This window comes from Streptomyces sp. NBC_00224 (assembly GCF_041435195.1).
GTDB lineage: Bacteria > Actinomycetota > Actinomycetes > Streptomycetales > Streptomycetaceae > Streptomyces.
In genome coordinates, this window is the sequence record NZ_CP108106.1 from 4,345,279 (window position 1) to 4,357,949 (window position 12,671).

General features: G+C 73.0%; 9 protein-coding genes. 6 read left to right on the top strand and 3 right to left on the bottom strand.

Going from position 1 to position 12,671, the window contains the following annotated elements; translation table 11 throughout:
* Window positions 1-121: 121 nt before the first annotated feature.
* The 3 genes from OG965_RS19170 to OG965_RS19180 all read left to right on the top strand — a co-directional run bounded on the left by OG965_RS19170 (window position 122) and on the right by OG965_RS19180 (window position 3,863).
* Complete coding sequence (locus OG965_RS19170; protein WP_371653309.1) at window positions 122-2,347, top strand: acetate--CoA ligase family protein; 2,226 nt, start codon at window positions 122-124, stop codon at window positions 2,345-2,347.
* Complete coding sequence (locus tag OG965_RS19175) at window positions 2,344-3,165, top strand: enoyl-CoA hydratase/isomerase family protein (protein ID WP_371653310.1); 822 nt, start codon at window positions 2,344-2,346, stop codon at window positions 3,163-3,165. The genes OG965_RS19170 and OG965_RS19175 overlap by 4 nt, the downstream gene beginning before the upstream one ends.
* Before the next feature lie 101 nt (window positions 3,166-3,266).
* Window positions 3,267-3,863, top strand: a complete 597-nt coding sequence (locus tag OG965_RS19180) for a flavin reductase family protein (RefSeq protein WP_371656988.1) — start codon at window positions 3,267-3,269, stop codon at window positions 3,861-3,863.
* Window positions 3,864-3,878: 15 nt separating this feature from the next.
* On the opposite strand, the gene OG965_RS19185 is transcribed toward OG965_RS19180, so the two are convergent.
* The gene (locus OG965_RS19185; RefSeq protein WP_371653311.1) at window positions 3,879-4,619 is read right to left on the bottom strand and encodes a hypothetical protein; all 741 of its coding nucleotides are present in this window, start codon (window positions 4,617-4,619) and stop codon (window positions 3,879-3,881) included.
* A gap of 26 nt (window positions 4,620-4,645) precedes the next feature.
* Entirely contained in the window at window positions 4,646-5,986 is a 1,341-nt protein-coding gene (locus OG965_RS19190; protein ID WP_371653312.1) for an MFS transporter, read from the bottom strand.
* Between the two features lie 213 nt (window positions 5,987-6,199).
* Between OG965_RS19190 and OG965_RS19195 the strand changes: the two genes are divergently transcribed.
* Genes OG965_RS19195 through OG965_RS19205 form a run of 3 tightly spaced genes read left to right on the top strand, consistent with a single transcriptional unit; the run spans window position 6,200 to window position 11,469 of the window.
* The gene (locus OG965_RS19195) at window positions 6,200-10,003 is read left to right on the top strand and encodes a tetratricopeptide repeat protein (RefSeq protein ID WP_371653313.1); all 3,804 of its coding nucleotides are present in this window, start codon (window positions 6,200-6,202) and stop codon (window positions 10,001-10,003) included.
* Between the two features lie 17 nt (window positions 10,004-10,020).
* Complete coding sequence (locus tag OG965_RS19200; protein WP_371653314.1) at window positions 10,021-10,410, top strand: hypothetical protein; 390 nt, start codon at window positions 10,021-10,023, stop codon at window positions 10,408-10,410.
* A 54-nt stretch (window positions 10,411-10,464) separates the two neighbouring features.
* The gene (locus tag OG965_RS19205; protein WP_371653315.1) at window positions 10,465-11,469 is read left to right on the top strand and encodes a GlxA family transcriptional regulator; all 1,005 of its coding nucleotides are present in this window, start codon (window positions 10,465-10,467) and stop codon (window positions 11,467-11,469) included.
* On the opposite strand, the gene OG965_RS19210 is transcribed toward OG965_RS19205, so the two are convergent.
* A complete protein-coding gene (locus OG965_RS19210; RefSeq protein WP_371653316.1) occupies window positions 11,389-12,639 on the bottom strand; it encodes an MFS transporter in 1,251 nt (416 codons plus the stop codon). The genes OG965_RS19205 and OG965_RS19210 overlap by 81 nt on opposite strands.
* Window positions 12,640-12,671 lie beyond the last annotated feature (32 nt).

Sequence of the window (12,671 nt, forward strand, 5' to 3'; positions counted from 1 at the left end):
TTGAGCCTTTGCCCGCACGACGGTTCCTGACTGGTCGTCAGGTCTGTAATCTGACTATGCGTCAGTTACCAGCCAGTTGCGCAACAGCCATGTTGGCCATCGACCAGGAGCGGGCGGAACGATGCTTGGATCGACTCACGGCACCCTCACGACCGACTTCCGCGCACGGGTGGTCGCCTGCGGCGAGCAGCCCCGGCCCGGCGCCGTCCACGGCACCGCCGCCGCCGAGGGCGATCTGGACGTCAGCGGCCGGCCACTGTACGCACCCGTACCCGACCTCGACCGGTTCTTCCGGCCCGAGTCGCTGGCCGTCGTCGGCGCCTCCGACGCCGAGGGGCGCCCCAACACGGGGATCACCCGCCAGCTGATCGCCTGGGCCGAGCGGGTGGGCGCCCGCGTCCACCCCGTGCACCCCACCCGCGACTCCGTCTTCGGTCTGCCCTGCTCCGCGTCCGTCGCGGACCTGCCCGAACAGGTGGACCTGGCGGTGCTGCTCGTCGGTGACCCCCTTCCCCTCATCGACGAACTGGCCGAGGGAAAGGTGAAGTTCGCGGTCGCCTTCGCTTCCGGCTTCGCCGAGACCGGCGAGGACGGCGCCGCCGCCCAGGAGCGGCTCGCCGCCGCCGTGCGGCGCTCGGGGGTGCGGCTGCTCGGCCCCAACACCAACCTCAACGCCTTCGAGCGCTTCCGGGACGACCTGGAGGGGCCCGCGATCGCCCTGATCACCCAGTCCGGCCACCAGGGCCGCCCCCTGTTCGCCCTCCAGGAGCTGGGAATCCGCCTCTCCCACTGGGCGCCCACCGGCAACGAGGCCGACCTGGAGACCGCCGACTTCATCTCGTACTTCGCCGAGCGCCCCGAGGTCGGGGCCATCGCCTGCTATCTGGAGGGGCTCAAGGACGGGCGCTCCTTCCTGCTCGCCGCCGACCGGGCGGCGCGGGCGCGGGTGCCCGTGGTGGCGGTCAAGGTCGGCCGTACCGAGACCGGGGCGCGCACCGCCGCCTCCCACACCGGCAAGCTGACCGGCGCGGACCAGGTGGTCGACGCGGCGATGCGGCAGTACGGCGTGATCCGCGTCGACGGGCTCGACGAGCTCCAGGACACCTCTGCCCTGCTGGCACGGGCCCGCCCGCCGGTGGCCGACGGGGTCGTCGTCTACTCGATCTCGGGCGGCACCGGCGCCCACTTCGCGGACCTGGCGACGGCGGCGGGGCTCACCCTGCCCACGCTCTCCGACGCCAAGCAGGCCGAGCTGCACGAGTGGATCCCGCCGTATCTGAACGTGGCCAACCCCGTGGACAACGGCGGCCACCCGGTCGGCGACTGGCGCGGGCGGAAGATCATCGACGCGATCCTCGACGACCCCGCCGTCGGCGTCCTGATCTGCCCGATCACCGGGCCGTTCCCTCCCATGAGCGACAAGCTGGCGCGGGACCTGGTGGAGGCGGCGGAGCACACCGGCAAGCTGGTGTGCGTGGTGTGGGGGTCGCCGGTCGGCACCGAGGCCGCCTACCGCGAGACGCTGCTCGGCTCCTCCCGGGTCGCCACCTTCCGTACCTTCTCCAACTGCATAGGCGCCGTCCGCGCCTACCTCGCCCACCACCGGTTCACCTCCTCCTACCGCTCGCCCTTCGACGAGGCGCCGCGCGTGCCGTCGCCGTCGTTCCGCAAGGCCCAGGCGCTGATGCGGCCGGGCCGACAGCTGAGCGAGCACGCGGCGAAGCAGCTGCTGCGGGCGTACGGGATCCGGGTGCCGCGCGAGCAGCTGGTGACCAGCGCGGCCGCGGCCGTGCGGGCGGCGGGCCAGGTCGGCTACCCGGTGGTGATGAAGGCCTCGGGCACCCGACTCGCCCACAAGACCGAACTCGGCCTGGTCAAAGTCGGGTTGACCTCCGCGAGCCAGGTGCGGGACGCCTACCGCGAGCTCACCGACATCGCCCGGTACGAGGGCGTCGAGCTGGACGGCGTGCTGGTGTGCCAGATGGTCGCGCGGGGCGTGGAGATGGTCGTCGGCGTCACCCACGACGCCCTGTTCGGGCCGACCGTGACCGTCGGCCTGGGCGGGGTCCTGGTGGAGGTCCTGGGCGACGCGGCCGTGCGCGTACCGCCGTTCGGCGAGGAGCAGGCCCGCGACATGCTCGGCGAGCTGCGCGGCCGGGCGCTCCTGGAGGGCGTACGGGGCGGGCCGCCGGTCGACGTGGACGCGCTGGTGGAGGTGGTGCTGCGGGTGCAGCGGATGGCCCTCGAACTCGGCGGCGAGCTCGCGGAGCTGGACATCAACCCGCTGATGGTGCTGGAGCGCGGACAGGGCGCGGTGGCGCTGGACGCGCTGGTGGTGTGCTCATGAGCACTGCCGCTTCAGGGGGACTCCGTCCCCCTGCGGAGACCGTACGCCACGCCACTGACAGCGGGGTCTCGTGGATCACGCTCGACCGGCCCGAGGCCATGAACGCGGTGACCTGGGAGCAGCGGGAGCGGATCATCGCGCTCCTCGACGGGGCGAGCGCCGACCCGGCCGTACGGGCCGTCGTGATCACCGCGACCGGTAAGGGGTTCTGCGCGGGCGCCGACCTCAGGGGCGGGGCGGTGGCCGGTGAGCGGGTCGCCGGTGACGTGGCCCGCACCATCCGCCTCGGCGCCCAGCGGCTCATCGCGGCCGTGCTGGACTGCGAGAAGCCGGTGATCGCCGCCGTCAACGGCACGGCGGCGGGCATCGGCGCGCATCTGGCGTTCGCCTGCGACCTGGTGCTGGCCGCCGAGTCGGCCCGGTTCATCGAGGTGTTCGTACGGCGCGGGCTCGTCCCGGACGGCGGGGGCGCGTATCTGCTGCCCCGGCTGGTGGGGCCGCAGCGCGCCAAGGAGCTGATGTTCTTCGGGGACGCGGTGGCGGCGGCGGACGCGGAGCGCCTGGGCCTGGTCAACCGGGTGGTGCCGGACGGCGAACTGCCGACCGTGGCACGGGAGTGGGCGGAGCGCCTCGCGGCGGGCCCGACCCGCTCGCTCGCCCTCGCCAAGCAGCTGGTGAACGCGTCCCTGGACACCGACCGTACGGCCGCGTTCGCGGCGGAGGCGGCGGCCCAGGAGATCAACATGGCGACGCGGGACGCCCAGGAGGGCGTGGCGAGCTTCGTGGAGCGCAGGACGCCGAAGTACCGGGGGTTGTAGGGGGTCGCAGGACAGGCTTGCGGGTCGGGTTTGCCGGTCCCTTGAGGGTTCCGATCTGACGCTCCGTCAGTTTCAATGGGAGCATGATGGGACACGAAGGGATGGCGGCGACCGTCGTCCGATACCTGCGGTCCGTCGGCGCGGCGGCCACGGCCCCCGCCGAACCCGTCGAGGCCCTGCCCAGGCCCGACTTACGGGCCGTACGGGACGACGAGCGGCTGCCCGTCGACCCCGCCGAGTTCCGCGGCGTACTCGGCCACTTCGCCACGGGCGTCACGGTCGTCACGGCCCGGGACGAGGCCGGCCCGACCGGCTTCGCCTGCCAGTCCTTCGCCTCCCTCTCCCTCGACCCTCCACTGGTCGTCTTCATGGTGGGCCGTACGTCAACGACCTGGCCGCGCATCGCCCGCGCGGGCACGTTCTGCGTGAACATCCTGGGGGCCGAACAGGGGCCGCTGTGCCGGGCGTTCGCGGTGAGCGGCGCCGACAAGTTCGCGGGAGTTTCCTACGACCCGGCCCCCGTGACCGGCTCCCCGCGCCTCGACGGCGTACCGGCGTGGGTGGACTGCCGCATCCAGAACGTCCACACGGGCGGGGACCATCTGATCGTGGTGGGCCGGGTGGAGGCGCTCGGCGGAATGGCGGAGGGGGAGCCGCTGCTGTTCCACCGGGGGCGGTTCGGGCGGTTCAGCAGTTGACGGCGACGCCCGCGTTCACCAGGCCTGCTCGACGACCTCGCCGCCGCTGCGGGTCTCGATCCGCAGCTTCCCCTTGTCCCCGTACGCCTCGTGGCGCCACGCGGCGAACACCTCCGCGATGCGGCGGCCTTCGTAGTCGCTGCCGCCGGACGGGATGAAGTTCACGGTCACGAGCGCCCTGACCGACTCGCCCTCCTGCCGGAGCCGGGCGGCCACCAGGAAGGGCCACATGCCGTCGTCGGCCTTGGTGAGGTGCTTGGCGTAGTAGTCGGTGAACTCCTGGGTCATGTCGAACCACCCGGCGGGCAGACAGGGCGGGGCAGTGCCTTCGGTGGGCGGCCCGGGGTCACCGGCGTCGTCGTCGGTGGTCTCGTCGGTGGGCGGGCCGGGGGTGCCGGTGTCCTCGTCGGTGGGCGGCTCGGCGCTGCCGGAGCCCTCGTCGGTGGTCTCGTCCGTGGGCGGCTCGGAGGAACCGGCACCGTCGTCGGTCGTCTCGTCGACGCCCGGACCCGACGTCTCGTCGGTCGTCTCGTCGACACCCGGGCCCGACGTCTCCTCCGACGTCTCGTCCACGCCCCCGCCCGACGACCCGTCCTCCGTCGTCTCGTCGGGCGGGCACGGCTGCTTCTCGGCGGCCAGTGACGTCGGCGACGAGGGCCGCCCCTCGCCCGCCGCGCTCCCCGCCTTCTCGGTCCCACATCCGGCCAGTACGGCGCAGAGCAGCCCCGCCACCGCCACGTTCCTCGACTTCATCATTTGGCCCCCTCCAAAGGAAGAGGGGATCACGCCGCCGCGGGTTCCGCCAAAGGCGCGGTCCTGGCGCCGGTGCCGGGGCGCCGGATCACCAGGGCCATCAGCGCCGCCACGGCGCACAGCGCGCCCGAGCCGTACCAGACCATGTCGTACGAGCCGAAGGTGTCGCGCGCCAGGCCGCCGAGGAAGGCGACGACGGCCGCGCCGACCTGGTGGGAGGCGAGCACCCAGCCGAAGACGATGGCGCTGTCCTCGCCGTAGTGCTCCCGGCAGAGCGCGAGCGTCGGCGGGACGGTGGCGACCCAGTCCAGGCCGTAGAAGACGATGAAGAACAGCATCGGCGGGTGGATGGAGGGCGCGAGCAGCATCGGCAGGAAGAGGAGCGAGATGCCGCGCAGCGCGTAGTACGTGGCGAGCAGGCGCCGGGATTCGAAGCGGTCGGTGAGCCAGCCGGAGAAGATCGTGCCGGCCACGTCGAAGACGCCGATGACGGCGAGCAGTCCGGCGGCGGCCGTGACGGGCATGCCGTGGTCGTGCGCGGCGGGCACGAAGTGCGTCTGGATGAGGCCGTTGGTGGACGCGCCGCAGATCGCGAAGGTGCCCGCGAGCAGCCAGAACGGTCCGGTGCGGACGGCCGAGACCAGCACCTTCAGCGCGCGGGCGGCCGCGCCGGGGACGGGCGCGGGCTTCTCGACGTACGTGTCCGAGCCGTACGGCGCGAGCCCCACGTCCGCCGGGTGGTCGCGCAGCAGCAGCCACACGAACGGCACCACCGCGAGGGCGGCGAGCGCGACGGTGACGGCGGCCGGGCGCCACCCGTGGTGCTCCACCAGCCACGAGAGGACCGGCAGGAAGATCAGCTGCCCGGAGGCGGACGCGGCGGTGAGGATGCCGGTGACCAGGCCGCGCCGGGCCGTGAACCACCGGTTGGTGACGGTCGCGGCGAACGCCAGCGCCATCGACCCGCTGCCGAGCCCCACGAGCAGCCCCCAGCAGAGCATCAGCTGCCAGGCGGAGTCCATGAAGACGGTGAGTCCGGCCCCGGACGCGATCACCGTCAGCGCGACGGCCACGACCCGGCGGATGCCGTACCGGTCCATCAGCGCGGCGGCGAAGGGCGCGGTGAGCCCGTACAGCGCGAGGTTCACCGAGACCGCCGCCCCGATCGTGCCGCGCGACCAGCCGAACTCGTCGTGCAGCGGCTCGATGAGCAGCCCCGGCAGCGACCGGAAGGCGGCCGCGCCGATGATCGTCACGAAGGTGACGGCGGCGACGAACCAGGCGCGGTGGAAGCGGCGGGCGGGCCGGGGCCGCGGCGAGGGGACGGCCTGCTGCCCGCCCGGGGCGGCGGCATCGGTTGTCTGGGACATGCCGATAGCTTGGCGGGGCGGGTCTCTCCGTACGAGTGGCTGGATAGCCATGGTTCGCAGGGATCGGGCCACGCGGAGGGTGAGGGATCCGGCCAGGTAACGGTCAGGGATCCGGCCACCGGGTTCGGGTCACGCGACGAGGCCGGATTGTCTATCCTCGCACTCACACTGAGTGGCCGGGGACCCACTCGTGGTGATCATGGGGGGTGGGCCATGACCGAGCCGCTTACCGAACGGCTGCTGGTGGACTTGCGGGACGACGGCCGGGTGCAGGTGTCGTCCTGGCCCGCCGCGGAGCACTCCCCCCGACCTGCCGGGGAGCCGGTCGAGCTGGTGTGGCCGCTGGACGAGCAGGAGATGGCGGACCTGCGGTGGTACCTGGAGCAGTATCTGCGGATGCCGTTCGGCGTGTACGAGCAGCGCGGGCCGCGGGTGGCGGAGCGGCTGCCCGAGTGGGGCGCCCGGATCTTCTCGGCGCTGTTCGCCACGGCCGAGGCCAAGCAGGCGTACACGGAGGCCCGGACGCGGGGCGGGCAGCTGGAGATCGTGCTGCGGTCGGGCTCCGCGGAGCGGCTGGGCCTGCCGTGGGAGCTGATGGCCGACCCGGCGCGCCCGGTCCCCATCGCCCTCGACCAGGTGGCGATCTCCCGCAGCCTCCAAACCGCCGACACACGGCATGTGTTCACCGTTCCGGGCTCGCGTCTGCGGGTGCTGATGGTGATCTCACGGCCGGACGGCGAGGCCGACGTCGGCTACCAGATGATCGCCCGGCCGCTGCTGCGCCGACTGGAGGCGGTGCGCGGGAGCGTGGATCTGGTGGTGCTGCGCCCGCCGACCCTCAAACGCCTGGAGGAGGTGCTGACGCGGGCCCGCGAGGACGGCGAGCCGTTCCAGGTGGTGCACTTCGACGGCCACGGCGTCTTCGGCCGCCCACCGGCCTCCGGCGGCTGGGGCCCGATGATGTTCCAGCAGTCGGGCCCCCAGGGGATGCTGGCGTTCGAGAAGACCGGCGGCGGCAGCGATCTGGTGCCCGCGGGCCGGGTGGCGCAGGTCCTCGCCGGGGCGCAGGTGCCGGTGGCGGTCCTCAACGCCTGCCAGTCGGCCGTCGTCGGCTCCCAGGTCGAGGCGGCGGTGGCCACCCGGCTGATGCAGGAGGGCGTGGCCTCGGTGGTGGCCATGGCGTACAGCGTGTACGCGGTGGCCGCGGCCGAGTTCATGGCCGCCTTCTACGAGCGGCTGTTCGCCGGCGACCGCATGGCCGAGGCGGTCGCGGCGGGGCGCAGGCGCCTCGCCCTGAACGACGAACGGCCCTCCCTCAAAGGGATGCTGCCGCTGGACGACTGGATGGTGCCGGTCTTCTACACCCGCAGCGAGGTGCGCTTCCCGGGGCTGCGCACCGAACGCGAGTCGGAGGAGTCGCTCGACGGCATCCTCGACGCGATCCGCCGCCGCCCCGAGGGCGGCCAGGAGGCCGGACCGGGCCAGGAGCTCGCTCCGGAGGGCGAGTTCATCGGTCGCGACGCGCTGTTCTACCGGCTGGACGTCGCCGCCCGTCTGCAGCGCGTCGTGGTCCTGCACGGCCCCGGCGGGACCGGCAAGACTGAGCTGGCCAAGGCGTTCGGCCGCTGGTGCCGCGACACGGGCGCGGTCGACCGGCCGGAGTGGGTGATCTGGCACTCCTTCGAGCCCGGCGTGGCCTCGTTCGGCCTCGACGGCGTCATCAACGCGATCGGGCGCCGCGTCTTCGGGGAGAAGTTCGACACGCAGTTCGTCCTCCTTGACGCCGCCCAGCGCCAGGAGGCGGTCGAGCGGGCCCTGAAGACCCGGCGCGTCCTGCTGCTGTGGGACAACTTCGAATCCGTACGGGCCATGCCGGACCCGGGGCAGGCGACCCCGCCGCTGCCGGAGCGGGAACAGGGCGAGATGCGCGCGTTCCTGTCCCGCCTGGCCCGTGACAGCCGCACCTCGGTCGTCATCACCAGCCGCTCCGACGAGGAGTGGCTGGGCGAGGGGATCCGCCGCATCCGGGTCGACGGCCTGGACACCGAGGAGGCCACCCAGTACGCCGAGCAGTTGCTCGCCCCGTACCCACACACGCGCAAGACCCGCGAGTCACGCGCGTTCGGCGAGGTGATGCAGTGGCTGGACGGCCATCCGCTGAGCATGCGGCTGGTGCTGCCGCATCTGGATACGACGAGCGCGCAGGATCTGCTGGACGGGTTGCGGGGCATCAGGGCGCTGCCCGGGCGCGGAGAGGGGGGCCGTACCACCTCGCTGGCCGCGAGCATCGCGTACTCGTTCGATCACCTGTCGGTGGGGGATCAGCGGGCCATGACCGCGCTGAGTCTGTTGCACGGGGTGGCGGACGCGAATGTACTGGGGGCGTTCTCGCTCTCGCCGGAGGCGCCCGAGCAGTTCCGCGACCGCTCCGCTGCCACATGGGGCGAACTGCTGGAACGGGCGTCGGCCCTGGGTCTCTTGTCGCCGGGCGTAGCCGGGACGTACCGGATCCATCCGGCGCTGCCGTCCTATCTCGCCGACCGCTGGAAGTCACAGGCGGACGAGGCGTACGACGACCAGCGCACAGCCTCCGTCCGCGCGCTGCTGGAGACCCATGCCGCCTTCTGTTCCTGGCTCAGCGAGCAACTGACCGGGGAACAGGCCCAGCTCGCCGTGGCGCTGATCGCCGCCCACCGAAGGATGTTGGGGAGCATGCTCGGCTCCGCCCTGGACCAGCGCATGTGGATGCACGCGCAGATCGTTGCCCAGCCGCTGGACGAATACTGGCACCTTCGGGGTTTGGACGAAGAGGCCCGCAGCTGGGCCCGGCGCATGCAGCTGGCCGTGGAGGGACCGGGTGGCCTCCCGCCCGGCCTTGATACCGCGGCAGGCGTCCTCTGGGCGTACGCCACCTGGGAACAGGCCAACCGGGAACTCGCGGCGGGGCAGGTCGACCAGGCCGAAAGCACCTACCGCTCGCACATCCAGGCCATGTTGGCGAGCCCCCAAAGCCCCGAGCGGAGCAAGCGCATCGCCATCGGATACCACCAGCTCGGCCTGCTCGCTCAGTACCGCGGCCAACTGGGCGAGGCCGAGGAGTGGTACCGCAAGTCCCTCACCATCAAGGAAGAGCTCGGCGAGCGGTCGGGGATGGCTCTCAGCTATCACGGGCTGGGCATCGTCGCCCAGCACCGCGGGCGCCAGGAGGAGTCAGTGGCGCTGCACCACAAGTCTCTCGCCATCAAGGAAGAGCTCGGCAACCTGGCCGGGATGGCGAGCAGTTACCACGAACTCGGTATCGCCCACCAGTTGCAAGGCCGGCTCGCCGAAGCCGAGGAGTGGTACCACAAGGCCCTCGCCATCGAGAAGGAACTGGGCGACCGGGGAGGGATGGCGAGCGGTTACCACCAGCTCGGCTCCCTCAGCCAACTCCAAGGCCGACTCGCCGAAGCCGAGGAGTGGTACCACAAGGCCCTCGCCATCAAGGAGGACCTCGGCGACCGTACAAGCACCGCCGCCGGGTATCAGCAGCTCGGCGCGATCCATCATATGAAGGGCCAGCTGGCCGAGGCCGAGGAGTGGTACCGCAAGTCCCTCGCCATCAAGGAGGACCTCGGCATCCGGGCCGGCATGGCCAACAGCTACCACGGGCTGGGAATGATCGCCCAGGATCTCGGACGGCTGTCAGAGGCCGAGGATTGGTACGGCAAGGCCCTCGCCATCAAGGAAGAGCTCGACGACCGGCCGGGCATCGCCTTCACCTGCGCACAGTTGGGGTCCCTGGCCACGGAGCAGAACCAGCCGGACAAGTCCCTGGCATGGGCCGTCAGATGCGTGTGGCAGTTCGCGGAGATCCCGCACCCCGAGACCGGGGATGGCCCGAGGAACCTGCGGCTGCTGACCCAGGCCCTGGGCATGCCCGCCCTCGAACAGGCCTGGCACTCCGTAACCGGCACCCCCCTCCCCACAGCCGTACGCCAGTACGTCCTCGCACCCGACTCCGACCCCACCGACTGACCCCAGGAGCACCGCACATGGCCACCCCCATCGAACTGGGCGCCCGCGCCGCAGCCCAGCGTCTCGCCGACCCCGCCCACCCCGGGCTCCCCGACGACGTAGAAGCGGCCCTGTACGCGCGCGGCGCCGCCACCCGCCCCGGGCAGTACCTCGACCTGGACTCCCTCGGCACGCTCGTCGTCAGCGTCGCCACGCTGGCCTGGACGGTCTACAACGATCTGAAGAGCAGGGCGGGCACGCCTGGGCGCGAGGTGGCCGTGCGGCACGTGCGGGACCAGTTGGACCGGGACGACGCGCTGCCGCCCGCGCTCGCGCCCGCCGAGCGGGACCGGATCGTCGGCGTCACCGTCGACGAGGTCCTCGACGCGGCGGCACGGGAAGAGGAGACGGGACAGCAGCCGCAGTAGCGAGATGGCTGGATAGGGATGGCCCGCAGGGATCGGGCCACCTACACTCGACCCATGGCCCCGCCCCAACCCCACCGCATAGTCGTCCTCGCCCTCGACGGCCTCCTCCCCTTCGAGCTCGGCATCCCGCAGCGGATCTTCGGGCGGGCGCGCAGTGGGGGTGAGGGGCGGGAGGCGTTGTATTCCGTCGTCACCTGCTCGGTGCGGGCGGCCGGGCCCGTGCGGACCGACGCCGACTTCGCCGTGCTCGTGGAGAACGGGCCCGAGGCGCTGGCCCTCGCGGACACCGTGGTCGTGCCCGCCTCGCACGAGCTGGGGCCGGTGTACGAGGAGGGCGTGCTCACGCCGGAGCTGGAAGCGGCGTTCGCGTATGTACGGCCCGGTACGCGCATGGTCTCCATCTGCACCGGGAGCTATGTGCTGGCCGCCGCCGGGTACCTCGACGGGCGGCCCGCCACCACCCACTGGTGGCACGCCGAGCACTTCCAGCGGCTCTTCCCGTCCGTCGACGTCGACCCGGACGTGCTGTTCGTCGACGACGGGGACGTGCTGACCTCGGCCGGGGTCGCCGCCGGGATCGACCTCTGTCTGCACCTGGTGCGGCGCGACCACGGGGCGGCGGTCGCCAACGACGTGGCGCGGCGGACCGTGGTGCCGCCGCACCGGGACGGCGGGCAGGCCCAGTACATCGAACGCCCGCTGCCGCAGCCGCAGTTGGCGACGACCACCGCCGCCCGCGCCTGGGCGCTCGGGCGCCTGGACGAGCCGATCCAGCTGCGGGACATGGCGGAGCAGGAGGCGATGTCCGTACGGACGTTCACGCGCCGGTTCCGCGAGGAGACGGGGCTGAGCCCCGGGCAGTGGCTCGCCCAGCAGCGCGTCGAGCGCGCCCGGCACCTGCTGGAGACGAGCGACCTGTCCGTGGACCGGATCGCCCGCGACGCCGGATTCGGTACGGCGACCTCGCTGCGCCAGCACCTACAGGCTGCGCTCGGGGTCCCGCCCACCGTCTACCGGCGTACTTTCCGCGCCGCCGGCAGCGACGCCGCGGGCGGCTGAGCCCGCCGCCCGGTCGCGGGCGGCGGGCTCGCGCAGCACCCCGATCACCGTGAGCAGCAGCGTGAGCCCCACCCCGGCCAGGATCGCGGTCGACGGGGCCACCGAGCGCAGCAGGACGCCGGAGAGGGTGCCGGTGACCGCGTAGCCGGCGCCCACGGCCGCGTACATCACCGAGTACCCGGCGGTCAGCGCGCTCGGCGGCAGCACCTCGCGCAGCAGCAGGTTGCGGGTGAGCATCGCCCCGGCCTGCAGGACGCCCGCGAGCACCAGGAGCACGGCGAGCCATGCCGCCCCCGGCAGCAGCGCGACGAGCGCCACGCACCCCGAGACCGCGAGCAGCAGCACCAGGCTCTGCGCGCGCAGGGCGCCGGGCCACGAGCGCAGCCCGTACACGAAGGCGCCCGCCGCCGACCCGGCCGAGAACCCGGCGAGCAGCGGGCCCGCCCAGCCGAGCGCGATGCCGCGCTGCTCCAGGAGGGCGGGCAGCACGAGTTCGGCCAGGGCCAGCAGGGAGATGCCGGCCGCGCCGGTCACGTACACCGGCCAGGCCCGCCACAGCACCCGGCGCATCGGCTCGCCGCCCCGGTCGGCGGTGTCGGCCCGCCAGCCCGGCGGCAGCGCCCACAGCCCGGCGACGGCGGCGGCCATCAGTGCGGCCGCGAGCAGCATCGGAAGGTACGGGCGCACGCTCAGCGCCAGCCAGGTGGTGACGGCCGGGGTCACCGACCAGATGCCGAAGATCAGCATCGACTCGCCGCTGACCGCCTGCGCGACGGCCCGCTCGGGCACCATCGCGGCGAGCATCGCGCGCAGTCCCCCGGAGGTCGCGGCGGGCGCCGCCCCGGCGACGAACGCGGCGGCGCCGAGCACCACCGGGTGCGCGTCGTGGGCGAGGCCGAGCACGGCGAACCCGACCGCCCCGCCCGCGAGCCCCGCCGCCAGGTGCGGCCGGGCCCGCTCGGGGCGCAGCCGCATGCCGAGCAGGGGTGCGCCGACGATCTCGCCGAGTACGTAGACGGCGGCGAGCACGGCGCCGAGGGTGTACCCGCCGGGCCGGTCGCGGACCATGAAGACGACGGCCAGCGGCGCCATCGCGACCGGAGCACGCGCCCCGACGGCGACAACCGCCCAGGTCAGGATGGGGCGCGTGGCGAGGTCGCGATAGCTCATGGGGCCGAAGATAGCCCGCGGTCCGGGCTCGA

What these genes read in the sequence shown, in the direction of transcription:
- OG965_RS19170 (WP_371653309.1), top strand. Translation starts at nt 122, where the DNA reads ATGCTTGGATCGACTCACGGCACCCTCACGACCGACTTCCGCGCACGG.
- OG965_RS19175 (WP_371653310.1), top strand. Translation starts at nt 2,344, where the DNA reads ATGAGCACTGCCGCTTCAGGGGGACTCCGTCCCCCTGCGGAGACCGTA.
- OG965_RS19180 (WP_371656988.1), top strand. Translation starts at nt 3,267, where the DNA reads ATGGCGGCGACCGTCGTCCGATACCTGCGGTCCGTCGGCGCGGCGGCC.
- OG965_RS19185 (WP_371653311.1), bottom strand. Translation starts at nt 4,619, where the DNA reads ATGATGAAGTCGAGGAACGTGGCGGTGGCGGGGCTGCTCTGCGCCGTA.
- OG965_RS19190 (WP_371653312.1), bottom strand. Translation starts at nt 5,986, where the DNA reads ATGTCCCAGACAACCGATGCCGCCGCCCCGGGCGGGCAGCAGGCCGTC.
- OG965_RS19195 (WP_371653313.1), top strand. Translation starts at nt 6,200, where the DNA reads ATGACCGAGCCGCTTACCGAACGGCTGCTGGTGGACTTGCGGGACGAC.
- OG965_RS19200 (WP_371653314.1), top strand. Translation starts at nt 10,021, where the DNA reads ATGGCCACCCCCATCGAACTGGGCGCCCGCGCCGCAGCCCAGCGTCTC.
- OG965_RS19205 (WP_371653315.1), top strand. Translation starts at nt 10,465, where the DNA reads ATGGCCCCGCCCCAACCCCACCGCATAGTCGTCCTCGCCCTCGACGGC.
- OG965_RS19210 (WP_371653316.1), bottom strand. Translation starts at nt 12,639, where the DNA reads ATGAGCTATCGCGACCTCGCCACGCGCCCCATCCTGACCTGGGCGGTT.